At 67.1% G+C, this 20206-nt stretch carries 17 protein-coding genes and 1 tRNA gene; 6 read left to right on the plus strand and 12 right to left on the minus strand.

Features of this window, described 5'->3' with window-relative positions:
* Positions 1-14 precede the first annotated feature (14 nt).
* Entirely contained in the window at positions 15-716 is a 702-nt protein-coding gene (locus tag JQT59_RS26710) for a TetR family transcriptional regulator (RefSeq protein WP_213572634.1), read from the plus strand.
* 66 nt (positions 717-782) lie between these two features.
* On the opposite strand, the gene acpS is transcribed toward JQT59_RS26710, so the two are convergent.
* Entirely contained in the window at positions 783-1175 is a 393-nt protein-coding gene (acpS, locus tag JQT59_RS26715) for a holo-ACP synthase AcpS (protein ID WP_109328781.1), read from the minus strand.
* A gap of 11 nt (positions 1176-1186) precedes the next feature.
* A complete protein-coding gene (locus JQT59_RS26720) occupies positions 1187-10528 on the minus strand; it encodes a type I polyketide synthase (RefSeq protein WP_213572635.1) in 9342 nt (3113 codons plus the stop codon).
* A gap of 455 nt (positions 10529-10983) precedes the next feature.
* Between JQT59_RS26720 and JQT59_RS26725 the strand changes: the two genes are divergently transcribed.
* From JQT59_RS26725 to JQT59_RS26740, 5 genes are all read left to right on the plus strand, one after another.
* Positions 10984-11643, plus strand: a complete 660-nt coding sequence (locus JQT59_RS26725; protein WP_213572636.1) for a DUF8548 family protein — start codon at positions 10984-10986, stop codon at positions 11641-11643.
* Positions 11640-12125: an HNH endonuclease signature motif containing protein gene (locus tag JQT59_RS37235; protein ID WP_249353841.1), complete on the plus strand. Its 486-nt coding sequence runs from the start codon at positions 11640-11642 to the stop codon at positions 12123-12125. The genes JQT59_RS26725 and JQT59_RS37235 overlap by 4 nt, the downstream gene beginning before the upstream one ends.
* 41 nt (positions 12126-12166) lie before the next feature.
* Positions 12167-12248 (plus strand) — tRNA-Leu (locus tag JQT59_RS26730).
* Between the two features lie 88 nt (positions 12249-12336).
* Entirely contained in the window at positions 12337-12738 is a 402-nt protein-coding gene (locus JQT59_RS26735) for a transcriptional regulator (RefSeq protein ID WP_213572637.1), read from the plus strand.
* Complete coding sequence (locus tag JQT59_RS26740; RefSeq protein ID WP_213572638.1) at positions 12735-13100, plus strand: DUF3817 domain-containing protein; 366 nt, start codon at positions 12735-12737, stop codon at positions 13098-13100. The genes JQT59_RS26735 and JQT59_RS26740 overlap by 4 nt, the downstream gene beginning before the upstream one ends.
* 156 nt (positions 13101-13256) lie before the next feature.
* Here JQT59_RS26740 and rdgB read toward each other — a convergent pair whose 3' ends face one another.
* From rdgB to clpS, 10 genes are all read right to left on the minus strand, one after another.
* Positions 13257-13871 carry an RdgB/HAM1 family non-canonical purine NTP pyrophosphatase gene (gene rdgB / locus JQT59_RS26745; protein ID WP_213572639.1) on the minus strand — a complete coding sequence of 205 codons (615 nt, stop codon included), beginning with the start codon at positions 13869-13871 and terminating at the stop codon, positions 13257-13259.
* A gap of 4 nt (positions 13872-13875) precedes the next feature.
* On the minus strand, positions 13876-14661 hold the full coding sequence (gene rph / locus JQT59_RS26750) for a ribonuclease PH (protein ID WP_159921260.1): 786 nt from the start codon (positions 14659-14661) through the stop codon (positions 13876-13878).
* A gap of 45 nt (positions 14662-14706) precedes the next feature.
* On the minus strand, positions 14707-15465 hold the full coding sequence (locus JQT59_RS26755) for a cyclic nucleotide-degrading phosphodiesterase (protein WP_213572640.1): 759 nt from the start codon (positions 15463-15465) through the stop codon (positions 14707-14709).
* A gap of 224 nt (positions 15466-15689) precedes the next feature.
* Positions 15690-16322, minus strand: coding sequence for a rhomboid family intramembrane serine protease (locus JQT59_RS26760; protein WP_159921256.1), 633 nt, complete (start codon positions 16320-16322; stop codon positions 15690-15692).
* A 19-nt stretch (positions 16323-16341) separates the two neighbouring features.
* The gene (locus JQT59_RS26765) at positions 16342-17304 is read right to left on the minus strand and encodes a PLP-dependent cysteine synthase family protein (protein WP_213572641.1); all 963 of its coding nucleotides are present in this window, start codon (positions 17302-17304) and stop codon (positions 16342-16344) included.
* Between the two features lie 9 nt (positions 17305-17313).
* Positions 17314-17586: a MoaD family protein gene (locus tag JQT59_RS26770; protein ID WP_109328760.1), complete on the minus strand. Its 273-nt coding sequence runs from the start codon at positions 17584-17586 to the stop codon at positions 17314-17316.
* A gap of 61 nt (positions 17587-17647) precedes the next feature.
* The gene (locus JQT59_RS26775; RefSeq protein ID WP_283254016.1) at positions 17648-18100 is read right to left on the minus strand and encodes a M67 family metallopeptidase; all 453 of its coding nucleotides are present in this window, start codon (positions 18098-18100) and stop codon (positions 17648-17650) included.
* 58 nt (positions 18101-18158) lie between these two features.
* Complete coding sequence (locus tag JQT59_RS26780; RefSeq protein WP_213572643.1) at positions 18159-19229, minus strand: P1 family peptidase; 1071 nt, start codon at positions 19227-19229, stop codon at positions 18159-18161.
* Positions 19226-19813 (minus strand): oxidative stress transcriptional regulator AosR, encoded by a 588-nt coding sequence (aosR, locus tag JQT59_RS26785; RefSeq protein ID WP_109328756.1) that lies wholly within the window; start codon positions 19811-19813, stop codon positions 19226-19228. The genes JQT59_RS26780 and aosR overlap by 4 nt, the downstream gene beginning before the upstream one ends.
* Before the next feature lie 54 nt (positions 19814-19867).
* Complete coding sequence (clpS, locus tag JQT59_RS26790) at positions 19868-20206, minus strand: ATP-dependent Clp protease adapter ClpS (protein ID WP_109328754.1); 339 nt, start codon at positions 20204-20206, stop codon at positions 19868-19870.

Consider the following 20206-nt stretch of genomic DNA (forward strand, 5'->3'; position numbering starts at 1 on the left):
GATAGCCTGGGGCGGTGGAGTCTTCAGCCAGCAAGCAAGCACCGCGCCGTGTGGACCCGGCGCTGGAGCAGCAGTCGGACCCGCAGGAGCTCCTGCCCCGCCGACGTCCGACCCAGGAACGTAGTCGCCGCAAGTTCGATGCGCTACTCGCAGCGTCGCGGGAATTGCTGGTGGATGTGGGATTCGAGTCGTTCACCTGCGAGGAGGTCGCCGCTCGTGCCGATGTGCCGATCGGCACGCTCTACCAGTTCTTCGCGAACAAGTATGTGATCGTGTGCGAGCTCAACAGGCAGGACCTCGTCGGCGTTCAACACGAACTCGCGCAGTTCAACGGTGAGGTTCCGTCTCTCGACTGGCTACGCTTCCTCAACGCCTTCGTCGACCACATGGCCGGTTTGTGGATGTCGGATCCGTCACGACGCGAGGTGTGGCTGGCGATGCAGTCGACCCCGTCGACCCGCGCCACGGGGGCCATCCATGAGAAGGCGTTCGCGGAGCAGGTCTCGCGGATGCTCGCACCGCTCACCCCGCAAACCACGTGGGAGCGGCGCACCATGATGGCCGAGGTTCTCGTTCACGTCGTCTACTCGATGCTGAACTTCTCGGTGCAGGACGACCAGAGCCACGCTGATGCCGTCGCCGAGCTGAAACGGCTGATGGTGGCGTACCTGCTCGTCGCCGAAAAGGAATCTCGCACCACTACGACCACCGGCTAGGCCCTCCGGTCCCCTGCGCCTTTCAGGTTGCTCCTGCTACCAGAAAGGCGCATGGGCGCGGAGCGCCTACGCCGCTTCGATCACCGCGAATGCACCAGCGGTGTCGCCGTCGTGCGTGAGCGAGATATGAATCTTCACGTCCGTCAGATGCTCGGCGACGTCTCCGCGTAAGCGAATGCTCGGCCGTCCCCACGCATCCGTCACCACCTCGATCAGGTGGTGGATCATTTCGGGCAGCACCGGCGGGCTGGCGAAGTTGGCCGTGGACCATGCTTTGATCACTGCCTCCTTCGCCGCCCATCGGGCCGCGAAATGCCGAGCCGGATCGGAGCTCCGGGTCACGGCGTCTCGACGTTCGCCCGGTGTGAAGTTGTCGAGCATTGCCGTACCTGGCCGGTCCAGCTGCTCGGCGAACTCCGACACCGTGACGAGGTCGAAGCCGATTCCCAGAACTCCCATCGATCCTGTTCCTACTTGCAGCCGGGCAGACCCGAGCTGTACACGTCGTCCGCTCCCAGGCGTGCCGCCTCGGTGAGCAGGACGTCCGCCTCCAGCTGACGGGACGCTGCGGCCGGCACACTGTCGCCGCCGAAGCGACGATCGGCAGGACGCTCGTACAGGCTGCCGCCACCGACCATGGCCTTCACCAGACGACGCTGACCCTCGACGGAGCGCTTGCGTGCCTGCGCGAGGTACGCCTCCCGCCTGTCCGCCGGGACTGCCTCGACGAACGCCTGCGGGTGCACCACGGCGATCAGTCCGGAGACGTGACCGAAGCCCAGGCTCGTGAGCAGACCGGCCTTCAGGGGGAACTGCTCACCGAATCGGAGCGGCTCCCGAGCCCACACGAGGTGTTCGAACTCGGCCATCTTCTCGTCGACGCAGTCGAGGCTGCGGTTCGGCGGGACGACACCGTTGTCCAGCACCTGGCAGAGACCGATCAGCTGGAATGCTGCGGCACCACCCTTGGCGTGTCCGGTGAGGCTCTTCTGCGAGACGACGAACAGCGGCGCACCTTCGCTGCGGCCGAGGGCCCCGGCGAGGCGCTCGTGCAGCTCCGCCTCGTTGGGATCGTTGGCCGCGGTGGACGTGTCGTGCTTGGAAATCACCGAGATGTCGTCGGCACCGAGACCGAGCTTGCCGAGGGACTGAGCGAGCTGCGAATTCGCTCCCCCACGACCTGCACCGAGCGCACCGATTCCGGGAGCCGGGATCGATGTGTGGACACCATCCGCGAAGGAGCTGGCGTAGGCAACCACACCGAGGACGGGCAGGCCCATCTCGAGTGCCACGTCACCGCGAGCGAGGAGGATCGTGCCGCCGCCGGCCGACTCCACGAATCCGCCGCGTCGACGATCGTTGGCCCGCGAGAAGCGGCGATCCTCGATTCCCTTGGCGTGCATGTCGTCGGTCTTCGCGGTGGCGGACATGTCACCGAATCCGATGATGCCTTCCGTGCTCAGGTCGTCGAAGCCACCGGCAACGACCAACTGCGCCTTGCCGAGCTTGATCTTGTCGACGCCCTCTTCGACGGACACCGCAGCCGTGGCGCACGCCGCAACCGGGTGGACCATGGCGCCGTAACCGCCGACGTAGGACTGGACGACGTGCGCCGCAATAACATTCGGCAGAGCTTCCTGCAGGATGTCGTTCGGCCGGTTCTCACCGAGCAGCGTGTCGATGTACAGCGACCTCATCGAGCTCATGCCGCCCATGCCGGTGCCCTGGGTGTTGGCGACCAGCGAGGGGTGCACCCACCGCAGCAGTTCGCTGGGCGTGAACCCACCGGTGAGGAACGCGTCCACCGTGGCGACGATGTTCCACAGGCCCACGCGGTCGACGGAGTCGGCCATGTCGGCGGGGATGCCCCACTTCGTGACGTCGAATCCGGTCGGGATCTGACCACCCACGCTGCGCGTGAGCTTCATCTTGCGCGGCACGCGGATTTCGGTACCGGCCCGGCGGGTGACCTGCCAGTCCCCACTGTCCGGGACCGGAGTCGCGACCGTGTTGTCCGGATCGGCCTCGACGAACGCCAGTGCCTCCGCCTCGGTGCTGACGACGAAGCTCAGGTCCTTGTCGAGGAAGACCGACGTGAGCAGCGGTGCGGTGTTATCGACCATCGCGCCTTCGTCCACGTAGCGGCGGATGCCGCACCGTTCGACGACGGTGTCGTGGTACCGGTCCGCGATCTCGGCTTCCGGAACCAGTTCCCCGGTCTCGGCGTCGTACCACCCGGGCGACGGTGTGGTCTCCCACACGATCAGTCCGGTGTTCCACGCGAGTTCGAGAACGCCTGCCGCCGAAAGCTCTTCGTCGACCTCCATCTCGAAGCGGGTACGCGAGGAGCCGAACGGTCCGAGCTCACCGGCACCGACGATGACCACGAGGTCCTCCGGGGCCGCAGTGACTCCCGACCAGGCCGGTGCCGCCGACTCCGAGACCCGCGGCGGGGCGGGCAGAGCCGCGATGGTGTCGAGCTCGGCCGTGTCCTCGTCGGCCTCGGCAGCAGCAGCTTCCTGAGCCTGCTTCGCCAGCGCGGGCAGGTCCAGGTTCGCCTGGGCGAGCCCACCGGTCAGATCGGCGGCGAGCGGCTCGGCGGACGCGAGGCGACGTGCCTCGGGCTCGCACAACTGCAGCAGCTCGGTGGCCATTTCCTGGGTGGACCAGGTACGGACTCCGGCACCTTCGACGGCCTCGACGAGCGGGTCGTTGCCGCCCATCAGTCCGGTTCCGCGAACCCATCCGATGAGAGCGTGCACCAGGGTGACGCGTTCGGCCCAGTTGCGCTCGGCCTTCCAGCGGCCGACCACTGCGTCGAGCGCGGCCTTCGCCTCGCCGTAAGCGCCGTCACCACCGAACAGACCGCGGTTCGGGGAGCCGGGCAGAACTACGTGCAGGTGAGTGTCGACGTCACGGTCGTAGCCGATCTTCGACAGTCCGCCGATCAGGCGTTCCACCGACCACAGGAGAACTCGCATCTCCATTTCGGCGCGGGCGCCGGCGTCGGCCAGGTCGCCGGCCACGCGGGGAGCGGCGAACGGGAACAGCAAGGTCGGGGTGACCGCTTCCTTGACGAGCTTCTTCGATCCACCGGCCGTTTCGTACTGGGCCTCACCGATCCACTCGATGAGCGCGTCGATGTCCGTGTACGACGCCATGTTCGCGGGAACCACCCACAGGGCGGCACCGGCGCGAGCATTGCGGCGGTAGAGGTCGCGGTAGAAGCCGAGACGCTTGTCGTCGAGACGCGAGGTGGTCACGAAGACCGTCGCGCCGCCCGCGAGGAGCTTGCCTGCGACCGCGGCCGCGATGGACCCCTTGCTGGCACCGGTAACGACGGCGACCTGGTCTGCCCATTCCGGGGTCTCATCGGTGACGACGACTGCCGCCTCCGAACCGATGGCGGCTGCCGCCGCGGCGATACGCCCGTACTTCTCGGCCAGAGCCGCGCGACCCTCGTCGGTAGCGCGGGCCTGCCACCATGCGGCCTGCGCCGCAACGGACTTGCCTGCACCGGCGAAGCTTTCGATCTCGAGCGATCCCGAGCCGGCCGCGTCGATCCACAGACGGGCCAGATCCTCCCGGGCGGAGGCCCAGCGGTCGTCGAGCAGGACCGCCCGCTTTCCGTCGAATGCGGGAGCCACCAGTCGCGGCCAGTCCGAACCGAGTTCCGCGGACACGAGGTCGACGAGTTCGGTGTCGGTGGGCGCCGCTGCCGTCGCCGTGTCACCGGCGAAACCGAGCTGCTCGAGCACGAGGCGGGCGGCCGAGGCCAGCACGCCGTCGCGGCCCGTGATGTGCTCGGTGAACTCACCCAGTGCCGCGGCGTCGACGGTGCCACCGGCTCCGCCACCCGTGGCCGGGAGCGAAACGCTGATCCCACGGCGCGAGGCCACTGCGGCGACTGCGCTGTCGATGACAGCGTCTACTGCGGCGCCGTCGGCGAGACCGCCGCCTGCGAGGCCACCGAGGTCACCGCCGCGGATGCTGGAACCGTCGCGGGTTCCGAGCGCCACCTCCGCGGTGACGTGGTACGCCCAGCCGTCACCCAGCTCCCAGACCTTCTTGACTCGGTCCGCGATGGCCGCCGGACGTCGACCCGACGGGCCGAAGACCTTGCGGAGGTGATCGTTGATCGAGTCGGACAGCACCGGGCCGAAGGGCTTGTACGTACGGGCCAGCGAGTCGACCGTGGCAGCCAGCGAGCCCATGTCGGCGTCGGCGGCACCGTCGATCGCGCCGAGCGAGAGCTCGGAACCGAGGTCGACGAGCAGCTGGTTGCGCCGCGAGGACACGCCGTCGCACAGAGCCTCGATCGTGTCGACGGGGCCGACCTGATCGGGACGCAGCTTGGTCCACAGGCTGATCAGAACCTTGGTGGCGTCGGCTGCCTTGAAGGCGATGTCGTCGGGACGCGGACCACCCGAGGGGGCTGCCGCGGGGGCCGGAGCGGCAGCGGGGGCTGCCGACGCGGCGGGCGCCTCAGCTGCCGGTGCTGCCGGCTCGTCGTCTTCGACCGGCGCCGGATCCACGTCGGTGGAGTACACGATGGCGGCTTCACGCTCGATGTTGAGGACCTCGACCGGGTAGCCGAAGCGTCCCGGCAACTTGAGGGTCTGCGAGGCGAGGTTCGCGACGGTCGGGACGGAGCCCAGACCTATCTCGACGAAGCGCTCGACACCCAGTCCACCTTCGGACTCGTCGGCGAACAGCAGGTCCTGCGTCTCGATCCACCGGACCGGGCTCGCGAACTGCCAGGCCAGAAGCTCGGTGAGCACGATGCGCGTGAGCTGCGACGGCTGTGCCGCCCACGAGTCGAAGTCCTTCAAGACCTTCTGCAGCGGCTTCGACGGCACGAGGTCCGCGATCTCCTGCACGAACTCACGCTTCAGCGAGAACGGCTTCGGCACGAGGTTCGGAATGTAACGCCCGATCAGGATGGCCGGGTCGATGTCCTGCGGAAGCAGTTCTTCGAGGCGACCACGGAAGTCGTCGACACCGCCGCGCAGAACCGTCGAGTGGAACGGGACGTCGATGCCCGGGACCATGATGTAGGCGCGCTTGCCGCCGAAAGCCTCACGGCGGACATCGATTTCCTTCTCGAGCGCGTTGAGCCCGGCCACCGTGCCCGCAATGGCGTACTGCGAGCCACGCAGGTTCAGGTTCACAACCTGCAGGAATTCGCCTGTTGCCGCGGCGATCTCACCGATGAACGACTCGACGTCCTCGTCCGCGAGACCGATCTGCGACGGCCGGATAGCGGCCATCCGGTAGTCGGAGCGCCCGGCCTCGTCACGCGGCACCAGGGCGTGCATGGCGGAACCACGCTGGAAGACCACCTCGAGAACGGCTTCCAGGGGAAGCACACCGGCGACCGCCGCGAGGGCGTTGTATTCACCGACCGAGTGGCCTGCGAGCAAGGCACCCTCGACGAAGGCACCGGACTCGCGGAGCTCGGCGACCTGAGCCACACCGAGCGTCGCCATCGCGACCTGGGTGAACTGGGTCAGGTGCAGGACACCGTCCGGGTGCTTGTGCTCGACGCCCCGGGCCTTGACGACCGTCGGGTTGTCGCGGACCACGGCGAGGATCGAGAATCCGAGAGCCTTGCGGGTGTGCTTGTCGGCGCGGTCCCAGATCTCGCGGGCGGCCTTGGAGCGGGCGCGGGCGTCGAGGCCCATGCCGGGACGCTGGATGCCCTGTCCGGGGAACGCGTAGACGGTTTTCGGAGCCGCGGTGCGACCCGTTGCGACCATCACCAGTTCACCGTCGATGCGGCACCCGACCTCGACGATCTCGGCGCCACGGTCCACGGCGACGCGGTCGACGCGGACGTCGATCTCGGCGCCGGGACGGACCATCCCGAGGAAGCGGGCGGTCCAGGCGGTGAGACGGCGCGGCGGCGTCTTGGTCTCGGCCGGGTCCACGGCGGTGACGACCTGCTGGGCTGCGGCCGAGAGCCACATGCCGTGCACGATCGGGCTGCCGAGGCCGGCGAGGAGCGCGGCGTTGTCGGAGGTGTGGATCGGGTTGTGGTCACCCGACACCTGAGCGAAGGAGCCCATGTTGCGGGGCGCGACGATGGTGGTGTCGCGGCGACGACGACGCGGGGTGTCCACGGCCTCGTCACTGAGCGAACCACCGGCGCGGGGCGGATCGGACAGCTCGCCCTTGCCGGTGCGGCCGCGGATGGCGAAGCGCTCCGAGAGGGTGACGACGGCGGGGGCGTCGAGGCCCTCACCAAGCATCGCGCCGACCTCGACCTTGACCTCGACGACGCGGCCCAGGTCGGTGTCGAGCACCGAGGCGACCTCGGCCTTGACGACGAGAATGCTGGTCTCCGAAGGCAATTCACCCACGAAGTCGACGCTGTGATCGAGGTGGACCAGGTCGAGCATGCCTTCGATGACCGAGAGAGAGTCTTCGGTCTTCGCGGCACCGAGCACGGCGAACACGGCCGGCCAGCAGGCGCCGACGACCACGTCCGGGACCGCCTTGCCACTGACGCTCAGCGTCGTGGGCAGACCCGAACCGGTGACACCGGCGTGGTCGGCGATCAGATCCGGGGTCCAAGCCAGGTTGAGGCGAGCGACACCGTTCTTGACGGCAGGCAGTTCCTGACCGGCCGCGACCGCGAGGAGTGCGGTCATCGACTTCTCGGCATCGGCCTCGGTGACCAGGGGTGCGCCACCGTCCGCGACGGAGGCCGGAACGGTGATGGTGATCTGGACGGACTTGCCTGCCACCAGCGGAACAGTGAGGAGCACCTGCTGGTCGCCGATCACGGAGAGCTCGGCACCGGTGGTCTCGTGCACCGCGCGGGTGTCGGATTCGACCGACCACTTGTCGAGGTCGCCGAGCCGGCGAACCGGGTTCAGAGTCAGGCGCGAGGCCCACTGGATGTCGGGAGCCGACAGGACGGTGTCGAGGAGGCCCCGCGCGATGTCGGCATGACGGCGCGCGAGCAGCGACAGCGGCGACGCACCGGCGGTGACCAGCTCGTCGTAGGTGGCCTTCTCGAAGCGGTCGAGCAGCTCACCGACGGGCTCGTCGACGCGCGTGATGCCGGCGACGGCGACGGTGCCGGGGATGACGCAGACCTGGTCCGCGGTGTAGCGGGGGTCGTGCGCCTGCCACAGCGAATCGGAGCGCCACCAGCGGCGGACGTCACCATCCACCACGGGAACGAAGTTGACCGGCTTGCCGGGCGTCTTGCAGAGCGAGACGAAGAACGACACGTCGGCGGGGTGCAGAACCGTGGTCGCGTAGTCCGGGTACTGAGCCTGCAGTGCGCAGATGGCAGCCTCGGGACGCTCCAGGATCGCGTCGTCAGCGAACAGGGTGGGGATCGGTCCGCGGTCGACCGGGTGCAGACGCGACTCGGTGCGCTGCAGCATCTCACCGAAACGCTTGCGCCAGGTGATGTCGATCCAGGGGCTGGTGGTGGCCTCGTCGATGGCGTCCTGCAGGTCGGAACCGCAGTCGAATGCCTTCGCGGCGTCGATGCCGACGGCCAGTTCGAGGTAGCGGCGCAGCCACTGCTCGTACGTCATCGTCTCGACGTCGCCGAAGTACGGCTTCGCCGTGACGTTCAGTGCCTCGATGATCTCGTCGCGACGCGCGGCAACGGCGTCGGCGTCACCGGCAACCTCGTCCAGCAGGCGGCCCGTGCGGGACGCGGCGTTGTCGATCTCGTGGATGTCGGCGCCGAGCTGGCTACGGCCGGAGGCCATGCCACCCTCGGCGGTGCCCGCACCGACCCAGTCCGCGGTACCGGGGGTGTCGACGAGGAGCTGCTTCACCTCGGGAGACGTGGTCGCCTCGAGGGTGGCCATGGCCGCGGTACCGACCAGGATGCCGTCCAGCGGCATCGCGGGGAAGCCGTGCGCGACGGACCAGCGGCCTGTCAGGTAGTCGGCAGCCTGCTCCGGCGTACCGATGCCGCCACCGACGCACAGGACCAGGTTCGGTCGGGTACGCAGCTCGGCATAGGTGTCGAGGAGCAGGTCGTCGAGGTCTTCCCACGAGTGGTGACCACCGGCGCGGCCGCCCTCGATGTGGGCGATGACGGGGAACGAGGGAACCTCGTTGGCGATGCGGATCACCGAACGGATCTGCGCGACCGTGCCCGGCTTGAACGCGATGTAGCTGAACCCGGCCTCGGTGAGGTCCCCGATGATCGAGACGGCATCCTCGAGCTCCGGGATGCCGGCGGTGACGACGACGCCGTCGAACGGGGCACCGGCGGCGCGGGCCTTGGGGACGAGGCGCTTGCCACCGACGTGGAGCTTCCACAGGTAGGGGTCGAGGAACATCGAGTTGAACTGCACGGCCCGACCCGGCTCGAGCAGCCCGGTGAGCTCCTCGACGTGGTCGGCGAAGATCTGCTCGGTCACCTGGCCACCACCGGCGAGCTCGGCCCAGTGGCCTGCGTTGGCAGCTGCGGCGACGATCTTCGGGTCGACCGTGGTGGGGGTCATGCCGGCGAGCAGGATCGGCGAACGACCGGTCAGCTTGGTGAATGCGGTCTCGACGCCGATACGTCCGCCGGGCAGCGCGACCGGCTTCGGAAGGAATTCGGTCCACGCAGCGGGCACCTCGGGTGCCGCACCCGGAGTGAGCAGGTTGCGGTGGCCGCCGCGGGTGGCAGCGGCGACGATGCCGACGCCCTGCCCGCGCACGCTGGCCGACGTCATGCGGGTGAGGAGGTCACCGGGTCCGAGATCGAGGATCCAGGAGGCGCCGGCGTCGATGGTGCTGTCGACGGCCTCGACCCAGTCGACGGGGTCGACGAGGCAGGCACTCGTGAGGGCGCGAGCCTTGTCTTCGTCGAGACCGCAACGAGCGGCCCACTGGCCGACGATATCGACGGTCTCCGCGAGCGCCGGGTGGTGGAAACCGATTTCGACCGGGAGCGGTTCGAACACGGGCGAGAAGATGGAGCCGCCACGCTTCTTGGCGTCGCGCTCACGGGCTTCGTCCGCCTCGATCTGCTCGCAGCGCTGCTGCACCCGTGCCAGCTGGGCCGGCGGGCCGGACAGCACGACGCGGCGCCGGGCGTTACGGATGCCGAGTACAGCGGCGCGCTCGGGCTCGAGGCCCTCGGCGAGCTCCTCGACGATCTGACGCAGGCGCGCCGGATCGACGTTGGACACGGCAAGCATCGGGGTGGAGTCGGCCGCAGAGATCACTCCGCGACGACGACCCACCAGTCCGGCAGCGGCACCGATCAGCTGAGCGAGGGCGAGAAGTTCGCCGTCCTTGTTGCCGGAGGTCGCAACGGCCTCCGCAGCGAGAAGTCCTTGGGAGTGGCCGATCACCGACACGGGTGCCGTCACGGTGGGATCGAGGCCTTGCGCCGCCAGCGCACGCAGCGCGGCGATCTGTGTCAGGAAGACACCGGGAAGGGAGACTGCTGCAGACGTGAGAGCAGCGGCAGAAGGTCCGGCCGCCGGGGCACCGTCTTCTTCGTCGGCGAGTTCCTGCTCGAGGATCCACGCGATGGGGTCGAATCCGACCGGACGCACGACGAGCAGCTCCTGCGCCACCGGGGCGAGGTACTCGGCGGCCTCGTTCACGAGCTTGGTCAAAGCCGGCTCGAGACCGTTGTCGCGGCTCAGCTCCTCGAGCGAGCTCAGCCAGGGCGCGCCCTGGCCACCGAAGGCGAGGGCATACGATTCGCCGCCGACCAGACGGTCGGCGAGTGTGGTCTTGCTCGACGACCGAGTGTCGTCCCGGTCTACGCCGATGCGCCGCGAACCCTTCGAGTTTCTTCCATTTCCTGCGGGTGTCGTGTCGTCAATCGTCACGCGTAAGTCCTCTCCTGGTCACCCCTACGGGGAGGTGGGATTGCTGGTCTGCCGCCCTCGGCATCGTGTGCCTGCTGCATCGGCTCTGATCAGCACTTCCGGGCTGTACAAGGTTGACACAGAATCATGAGGAATTCCTCACGTTCGCGGCGAGTGCAACGCCATGAGCCCGACATGGCGCCACCTACGCGTGATGTCGATCACAGAGCGTTCGAAAAGTGACTCTCGGGTAGGTCGCGTCGTCGCTGGACGCAGCGGTGCAAGGACGTCCTAGAACCTGAGGAAAGCCTCACATTAATCGTTATCAATCTGTTACCACCTTGACGAAGCGCCTAGGTCGTGCCCATCCGCCGTGACCTCACCGTGTCCGATCGACTCGGTTCCGTAGCCTGTCAGACCCTCGAACTAACGTTCGAGCCGATCGACGCACACACATCGTTCTCCGGGGGGAAACAATGAGCACTGCACATGTTCGTGAGCTGATCGACTACATCGCCGCGGAACTACCTCAGGACGCATGGCCGCACTGGACGGAGGGCTGGCCGCGCGAGATCGAGGCCGGACTGCTCGACGCGGCGTTCTCCGCCCGCGCCACCTACGGCACGCCGGCTTCCGGGGTGCGCGCCGTCATAGGCCGCTGGCGCGCGCACCGAGGCGTGCCGCTCGACGATCTCGGCGCCCTGTCCGAGCACGCCGACGACCCAGCGGAGCTGATCGCCGTGCTGGGCAACCGGCAGCGGGTCCCGGGCAACTACACCACCAAGGCGGAGGCCGTCGCACTTGCCGCCCGCTCGTTGGTAGCCGCCGGATGCAGGCAGTCCTCCGACTTGCGGGACGACGACGTGCTCCGCTCTGCACTCGTCCAGATCGCCGGTTTCGGCAGCGCCACGTGGGAGTGCTTCGTGGTGCAACTCGGTGTACACACTCACGAAAGCCGTTGCCTCCTCCAGGATTTCGTCATCGACGCTGTTGCACCGGAGGTGGAGGTGACGAATGCGATGGCCGAGGAACTCCTCGCGGCCGCCGCCGTCCGTTTCGATGTCACCGCGGCCACCCTCTCCCACGCGATCTGGCGGTACCAGCGAGCTCAGCGACGGCTTACGGGTGCACGGTGAAGTACACCCGGGAGGTTCTCGAGCAGGCGGTCGCAGAATCGACGAGCGTGGCCGGCGTCATCCGTTTCCTCGGGCTACGCCCGTCCGGCGGAATGCAGGCACATTTGAGTCGCCGAATCCGGAAGTTCGGCATCGATACAACGCACTTTACGGGCCAGGCGCACACGAAAGGCAAACCGGCAAAGAACCGAATGACATGGGAGGAGATCCTGATTCGCCGCCCTCCCGGCAGCGCACGGGTTAAGCCACATCTTCTGCGCCGCGCCCTGATCGAAGCCGGAGTCCCCTACAAGTGCGCAATCTGCGGGCTGGACGCGGAGTGGTGCGGAAGCCCTTTAACTCTGCACGTCGACCACATCCGTGGAGACTCGCTCGATTCCCGTCCGGAGGAGGTCCGCTTCCTTTGTCCCAACTGTCACACACAGACTGCAACGTGGGCGGGACGCAACCGCAACTTCGGGAGCGCGTACCCCGACCTGTGAACCAGTGAAGTCTTCACCCGATGGCGTAGTCTGTCCTTCGCGCGCGAGTGGCGGAAGGGCAGACGCGCCACACTTAGGATGTGGTGTCCAATGGACGTGGGGGTTCGAATCCCCCCTCGCGCACGGTTCGGGTCGGTGTGGGCGTGTGACCGCGCCCATACCGCCCACCTCTCCTAGCAGGGCAATCACCGTTTCGGGTACCGTCGTCACCGTGTCCGGAAACCGTAGACGAAGCCGACCTGCACTCGTGCTGCTGGTGGTCGCCGGGGCTGTGACGTGCCTTGCGCTGGGTTGGTGGCAGTGGGAGCGCTTCGAGGCGGTGGGGGGCAACGGTCAGAACCTCGGGTATGCGTTCCAGTGGCCCTTGTTCGCGGCGTTCTTCATCTATGCGTATCGGCGTTTCGTGCAGCTCGAGGACGCGGATCCGGCGGAGGCAGAGAAGGCAGCCGACGAGGTGCGGGAAATTCCGGCCGATGTGCTTCCCCCTCGTCCCACGGTCGACGCAGTCGCCGCCGAAGACGGTTCTGATGACCTCGAACTTCTCCAAGTCCAGCAGTACAACGAGTATCTCGCCGAGCTGGCAGCTCGCGAGAACGATAGGAGCACCACGTGAGCACGGGTCAGGACGAGACTGTGTCCGGTTCGGTCGTCGACGCGGACAAGCGTAAGAAGATCGCTCCCGCGCTGCTGCGCTACCGGATTCTTGCCTATGCCACCGGTGTGTGGCTGCTCGTCCTCACAGCGGAGATGGTCGCCAAGTACATCTTCCAGGTCGAGAATCTGCCCACGTGGATTGCCGTGGTGCACGGTTGGGTGTACTTCGTCTACCTGCTGGTCACGCTGGATCTGGCAGTCAAGGTCCGCTGGCCCGCGGGTCGTACCGTCGGAACTCTGCTCGCCGGGACCATTCCGTTCCTGTCGTTCTACGTGGAGCATCAGCGCACCAAGCAGGTCCGTTCCGACTTCGGGATCTGATCAGTGTTCGAATAGTCGGCGTGATCAGCCGGTCACATGATGACCGGCTGACCTGTAATCAAAGCGATCACGTAGACCAACCATCCGAGCGGTGTTTGCGGCACCATCATCGGAGACATGACAACCTCCCGTCCACATTTGTCGTACCCGACGGCGTCAGCTCTCGGCGAGCTTGGCCAGCGCGGGAATGAGCTGGGTCAGTGCGCGACCCCGGTGTGAGGCCGCGTCCTTTTCCTCCGGCGACAACTGTGCTGCCGAGCGGCTGCTTCCTTCCGGCACGAACACCGGGTCGTAACCGAATCCTCCGTCACCGACCGGCTCGCGGGCAATAGTCCCCCGCCACTCACCGCGGACCACCGTCTCCGCCCCACCGGGCACAACCAGCGCGCACGCGGAGACGAACGCCGCTCCCCTACGGTCGTCGGGAACGTCACCGAGCTGCGCGAGGACCAGCGCCGTGTTGGCCTCGTCGCGGCCGTGCGTGCCGGACCACCGCGCCGACAACACACCGGGCATGCCGTTCAGGGCATCCACTTCCAGGCCGGAATCATCTGCCACGCAAGCCAACCCAGTGGCCCGAGCCCCGTCGCGCGCCTTCGCCAGCGCGTTCTCCTCGAATGTCGCCCCTGTCTCGGGAGCTTCGGGATAAGAAGGTACGTCATCGAGACCGACCAATTCGACACCCTTTACCCCCGCGGCGTCGAGTACTCGATGGAGCTCCCGGAGTTTCTTCGCGTTGCGGCTGGCCACCAGCACCCGCGTTCCCGGCACCGGACTAGCTCCCGAACTTCTTCTTCGGCACCACGACCTTGGGTTCGGGCAGGACGCCGGGATACGGCAGTTCCAGTGCGGTCTTCTGGATTTCGAACAATTGCTCGCAACCCGCCAGAGCCGAATCGAGAAGTTTGTCGAGGGTGCTGCGCGGGAAGGTGGCTCCTTCGCCGGTGCCCTGGATCTCGACGAGAGTGCCCGTGTCGGTGGCCACCACGTTCATGTCGACCTCTGCCCTGGAATCCTCTTCGTAGGGCAGATCGAGTCGAACACGACCATCGACCACGCCGACACTCACCGCGGCGATTCCGCAGGAAATCGGTTGCGGATCTGCGAGCCGGCCTGCCGCCCGCAGATACGTGACTGCGTCGACCAGCGCGACATAGGCTCCGGTGACGGCGGCGGTGCGGGTTCCCCCGTCGGCTTGCAGGACATCGCAGTCGAGCGCGATGGTGTTCTCGCCGATGGCGGCGAGGTCAATGCACGCGCGGAGGGAACGGCCGATCAATCGGCTGATCTCCTGAGTCCGGCCACCCACCTTGCCCTTCACGGATTCACGTCCGCTGCGGGTGTGGGTGGCAGCGGGCAGCATCGCGTATTCAGCGGTCAGCCAGCCCAGCCCGGAGCCCTGACGCCATCGGGGCACGCCGTCCTCGACGCTTGCCGTGCACATCACTCTGGTGTTGCCGAATTCGACCAACACCGATCCTGCGGGGTGTGTGGTGAAGCCGCGGGTGATCTTGACCTCGCGGAGTTCGTCGTCCGCCCTACCGTCATCTCGTGTTGTCACAGCCGAAAGCCTAGTCGTCCGGTCCGAGAGCCCGGGCACACGGCTTCAGACGTCGTAGACGCCGCTCGCGGTCACCGCGTGAACGGGTCCGGAGAACTCGGCCTTGGCCTCGGCGATCACATCTTCCCGCGAGGTCCAGGGCGGGATGTGGGTGAGCAGCAGTTCCCCGACCTCGGCGCGGCGGGCGACCTGGCCGGCTTCGGTGCCGGAGAGATGCACCCCCTTCGGCCGATCCGGGCTGTGCGTCCACGACGCCTCGGCGAGCAGGACGTCGGCCCCGCGGGCCAGTTCGACCACTTCTTCGCACATGCCGGTGTCACCGGTGTACACGAGAGTGCGGCCGGTGCCGTCGGTCACGCGGAGTCCGTACGCCTCCGGCGGATGGTTCACGCGGCGGGCGGTGATGGTGAGGTCACCGAAGGTGACGGGAACGCCGTCCGCCCAGTGGCGCAGTTCGATCGTGTCGGAAATGTCGTCGATGTCGCCACCACATTCCGCTGACGCCACTCCGATCCGGCGAGCGGTGTCGGACGGTCCGTAGACGAGGGCCCGACCTTCCGGCGGGTGCGGATGGTAGCGGCGCCAGACGAGCAGCCCGGGAAGGTCCAGGCAGTGATCGGCATGCAGGTGGGTGAGGAACACGGACACCTCACCGGGATCGGCGAATTTCTGGAGAGCACCGAGGACACCGGGCCCGAAGTCCATTACCAGCGGCGGAGTGTCCGGCGCCGTCAACAAATAGCCCGATGCGGGTGAGTCTGGTCCGGAGACGCTGCCTGAACACCCCAGGACGGTAATGCGCATACCCGCCATGCTGCCATGGCGACCCGTTGCCGAAAAAGCTTCCGGCGGAATTGGCGCGTCGACTTCACAACTGATGACCGACTGTGACCTAGCCGCGAGATTCGGGCGGTGTTCGCCCAGGCAAGCCGCCCTCGGTATCCTCCTCCGACCGACCCTCGACTACCGCGGGGGCCGCCGTGGGCAACCGCCCGCTGCCGGGGCGTGATGATCCCGGCGGGCAACAGTCAGGTGAGGGAACGCGGCCCGACCGACTTCTGGGCGCGCTCTCTGCGTGCGTCCGCCGAGAGCGCCCAAGCGGCGAGCACTCCCCCGATCGCGCCGAAGAGGTGACCTTGCCAGGAGACGTGCGGCTGGCTGGGCAGTACGCCCCACAACATGCCGCCGTAGAAGACGAACACCACGACACCGAGCAGAATCTGGCCGAAATGCCGGGTGAACAGCCCACGCACCAGGAGATACGCCAACCATCCGAAGATCAGAATGGAGGATCCGATGTGGTTGTCGAATGCGCCACCTGTCAGCCAGGTGCCGAGACCCCCGATCACCCAGATGATCCCGGTCGCCGCGAGTCCTCTGGCTACCCCGGACAGCAGCACGAGGAAACCGAGCACGATAAGGGGAATGGTGTTGCCGATCAGATGATTCCAGTCGTCGTGCAGGACGGGCGCGAAGAGAATGCCCCACAGACCGTCCACCGATCGCGGCAGTACCCCGTTCCTCTCGAGGACCTCGCCCGAGACCACGTCGACGACCTCAATCGCGTACAGCAGGACGGTGAAGACACCGATCACGACGGCCGACTGCAGCCACAGCGGCCGCTTCTGCTGCGGCTGCACCGGATCGATCGACGAAGTCATGCTCCACGCACCGTTCTCATCACGCCCACAGCTGCCCTTCCAGTGCTTCCTCGGCTTCTTCGACCGTACCGCCGTACGCGCCGGTGGACAGATATTTCCAGCCGCCGTCGGCCACGATGAAGGCGATGTCCGCGGCTCGTTCGGCCTTCACGGCCTTACGCGCGACTCCGAGTGCTGCGTGCAGGATGGCCCCTGTCGAGATACCGGCGAAAATCCCCTCCATCTCGATCAGCTCACGGGTCCGGCGTACCGCGTCGGCGGGGCCTACCGAGAATCGCGACGTGAGCACCGCCTCGTCGTAGAGTTCGGGAACGAAACCCTCGTCGATGTTGCGGAGCCCGTACACCAGTTCTCCGTACCGCGGTTCCGCCGCGACGATTTCGATGCCGTCGACGTGTTCGCGTAGGAAGCGCCCGGTACCCATGAGCGTTCCCGTCGTGCCGAGCCCGGCCACGAAGTGAGTGATCTCGGGCAGGTCGCGCAGGATCTCGGGCCCGGTGGTGTCGTAATGCGCCTGTGCATTGGCGGGGTTGCCGTATTGGTAGAGCATCACCCACTCGGGATGCTCGGCGGCCAGTTCTTTGGCCACCGCGACGGCCTGGTTGGAGCCGCCGCGCGCGGGTGAGTCGATGATCTGTGCCCCGAACATGGTCAGAAGCTGACGGCGCTCCACGGACGTGTTCTCGGGCATCACGCAGATCAGTCGGTACCCCTTCAATTTCGCAGCCATCGCGAGGGAGATTCCGGTGTTGCCGCTGGTGGGTTCGAGGATGGTGGCGCCCGGCGCCAGCACCCCGTCCCGTTCGGCCTCTTCGATCATGCGCAGGGCAGGCCGGTCTTTCACCGAGCCCGTCGGGTTACGGTCCTCGAGTTTCGCCCACAACCGGACCGGGGCATCCCCGGTCCAGCGCGGCGACAACCGGGGCAGTCCGACGAGGGGTGTGTTCCCGAGCGTCTCGATCAGCGACTCGAACCGGGCCATCGGCTGCGATCAACCTCCCGCGACGGCAGGGAGGATGGTGACCGAGTCTCCGTCGGCCACCTCGGTCTCGAGTCCACCCGAGAACCGGACGTCCTCGTCGTTGACGTACACGTTCACGAATCGGTGCAGACGTCCGTCGTTGATCAGGCGCTCCTTGATGCCGCCGTAGTTGACGTCGAGATCGTCGATGACGGCAGAGAGAGTGGGACCTGTTGCCTCTACTCGCTTTTCACCGCCGGTGTGCGCGCGGAGGATGGTAGGGATCGAAACGGTGACAGCCATGGTCGGCTCCTCGAGGTGTGGGATTTTTCCGGCACGGACCCGTCCGCGGAGGACGGCGTGGTCACTTGTCGGGAACGTCTGCCACGGACGTGTGGGCGAACTTGTAACTTTGCACCACATCGACGGGTTCCTCGGTGACCTCGCCGTCGAGGATGCGGTAACTGCGGAGGTCGTGGCTGTCCGGGTTCCGCGTGGAGATCAGCACGTAGTGCGCATCCGGTTCGGACGCGAAGGAGATATCGGTTCTGCTCGGATACGCCTCGGTGGCGGTATGCGAGTGGTAGATCACCACGGGAACCTCGTCGGCCTCCTCCATCGCCCGCCACACCCGAAGTTGCTCCCCCGAATCGAAGCGGTAGAACGTCGGAGACCGCTCCGCATTGATCATCGGAACGTGCCGTTCGGGGCGATCGGAGCCCTCGGGCCCCGCGATGACACCGCACGCCTCGTCCGGATGGTCCGCCCGGGCATGCGCCACCATTGCGTCGACGAGATCCGCTCGAATCACCAACACGTCAGCCACCTCCGTGAGCGCCATCCTAAGTGCGGACGGGCCGGTCGGCCACCGGCCCTCAAGAACGCAGTGCTGAGGGAAACAGTTCGCGGTAGGTGGGAATTCCCGCGACCGCGGTGGCACTGAGAACGGCATCGACGACGGCTCGCTCCACGACGTCGGCGGCGGCCGAACACACCGCGTCGAGAATGGGCAGGTCCGGCGGGAAGGCGTCCGGCACACCCGCGAGGGGTCCGGTCCGGTGGTATCCCGTGGACACGGCGAAAATCGTGTCTCCGTCGAGGGGGGAATGCGCGGGACGAATCGCGCGGGCGAGCCCGTCGTGGCCCGCGACGGCGATGCGACGACACGCAGCCTTTCCGAGGGCTGCGTCGGTGGCGACGACGCCGATGGTGGTGTTGAGGACCGTCCCCTTGGCCACGAGATCGTTGGCCGCAGACAGTTCGGCGGTAGCCGGTACGCGCAGCCCGAAGGCGGCTGCGCCGGCGGTGGCGACTCCCCACGGAAGTCCGGTCCTGGGGTCGAAAACGGATCCGACGGGGTTCGCGACGATCAAGGCAGACACCGCGACGCCCTGGGCCGGGCCGTCGGTGATGACCACCCCGGCGGTGCCGACACCACCTTTCACAGCCCCCGCCCGCGCTCCCACCCCGGCGCCCACGGATCCGCAGAGTACCGACGACGAAGCGGAGTCCGATGCGAGGTAACCGAATTCGGCGGTGGGACGTCGAGTCCAGTCCCCCACCGGGAGGTCGAAGATGACCGCACCCGGCACTATCGGAACCACCTGACCCGGCTGACCCATGGCGATTCCGTGGCCGTGTTCCTCGAGCCAGCGCAGGACGCCGTCCGCAGCGGCGAGACCGAAGGCGCTGCCGCCGGTCAGGAGGATCGCGTGAATCTTCTGCACGCTGTGACTGGGATCGAGGAGGTCCGTTTCCCGGGTGCCCGGCCCTCCGCCGCGGACGTCGACGGCCGCGGTGACGCCGTGCGGTGCCAGCACCACCGTGCATCCCGTCGCCGCACCGCTACCGAGCGTGGCGTCGGGGTCCACTTCGTGGTGGTGGCCCACGCGCAGTCCGGCGACATCGATGAGCGAATCGGTCCGTCCCGGCGTCGTCGAGGTCACGGAGCGAGAACCTGAACCAGCGAATCCTGCATCCACGTCAGCCAGTGATAGATGTCCAGATGGGGCGCCCGCGGATCGTCGGGATCCAATTCGTCGGGCGTATCCGCGTCGATGCCGAGGTTGGTTCCCAGTGCCAGCCGGACGTCGTTGAGCCCGCTCAACCAGGCGTCGGCCTGTTCCGGCGTCAGCAGCACCTTGCCGCCGTTCTCCGGAACAGTGTGGAGGATGACGGAGCCGGCGGCCATCTTCGCGTCGATGATCTCTGGCTCATGGAGTCCACGTAGCGCTCCGTTGATGTCCGCCTTCGCCTCCGCCCGCCCATCCGCGTCGTCCGGCGCGTCGGCACCGGGCCGATGGAAGTCCGGCAACAGCCGCGCGAGCACCTCCTCGTCGGGCGGTGTCGTGTGGCCGGTGCGCATCCCGGTGAGGGCGGCGAGTTCGTCCTCGGGAGCAGAACGGGCGCGTTCGTCGAGGAGACCGAGGACGGAGGCGACCAGCGACCGCAACACCGTCGCCTCGTGGGCATCCATCTCCGACCGCAACTTCACGCCGCCGAGCGAGTTCTTCCTGGTCCACATCCGCACGTCGGGTACCGATTTCCTCACTGTCGAACGAATAGTTGACTGTCGACTGGATACTTAGCTGCTGTCCCGCTGCATGGTGGCCCACAGGCCCGCCGCATGTAGCTTGCGTACGTCGTTCTCGACCTTGTCCCGGGAACCGCTCGACACCACGGCCTTGCCTTCGGAGTGCACTTGCATCATCAGTTCCGTCGCCTTGGCCTTGCTGTATCCGAACAGCTTCTGGAATATGTAGGTGACGTAGTGCATGAGATTCACGGGGTCGTCCCACACCACGGTCACCCAGGGGCGATCGCTGACGTCCTCGACCTCGACGACTTCCGATTCTGCAGGAGTGACCTGCGGCGATGCCGGCACGGCATCCACGAATGGTGCTGTCGTCGAGCGAGAAGCCAT

The sequence above is a fragment of the Rhodococcus sp. USK13 genome (genome assembly GCF_018343855.1).
Lineage (GTDB): Bacteria > Actinomycetota > Actinomycetes > Mycobacteriales > Mycobacteriaceae > Rhodococcus_F > Rhodococcus_F oxybenzonivorans.

Excerpts from the sequence above, each read along its gene's own strand:
- acpS (WP_109328781.1), bottom strand. The coding sequence starts at position 1,175 with ATGGGAGTTCTGGGAATCGGCTTCGACCTCGTCACGGTGTCGGAGTTC.
- JQT59_RS26725 (WP_213572636.1), top strand. The coding sequence starts at position 10,984 with ATGAGCACTGCACATGTTCGTGAGCTGATCGACTACATCGCCGCGGAA.
- JQT59_RS26755 (WP_213572640.1), bottom strand. The coding sequence starts at position 15,465 with ATGCGCATTACCGTCCTGGGGTGTTCAGGCAGCGTCTCCGGACCAGAC.
- JQT59_RS26760 (WP_159921256.1), bottom strand. The coding sequence starts at position 16,322 with ATGACTTCGTCGATCGATCCGGTGCAGCCGCAGCAGAAGCGGCCGCTG.
- JQT59_RS26765 (WP_213572641.1), bottom strand. The coding sequence starts at position 17,304 with ATGGCCCGGTTCGAGTCGCTGATCGAGACGCTCGGGAACACACCCCTC.
- JQT59_RS26770 (WP_109328760.1), bottom strand. The coding sequence starts at position 17,586 with ATGGCTGTCACCGTTTCGATCCCTACCATCCTCCGCGCGCACACCGGC.
- clpS (WP_109328754.1), bottom strand. The coding sequence starts at position 20,206 with ATGGCTTCTCGCTCGACGACAGCACCATTCGTGGATGCCGTGCCGGCA.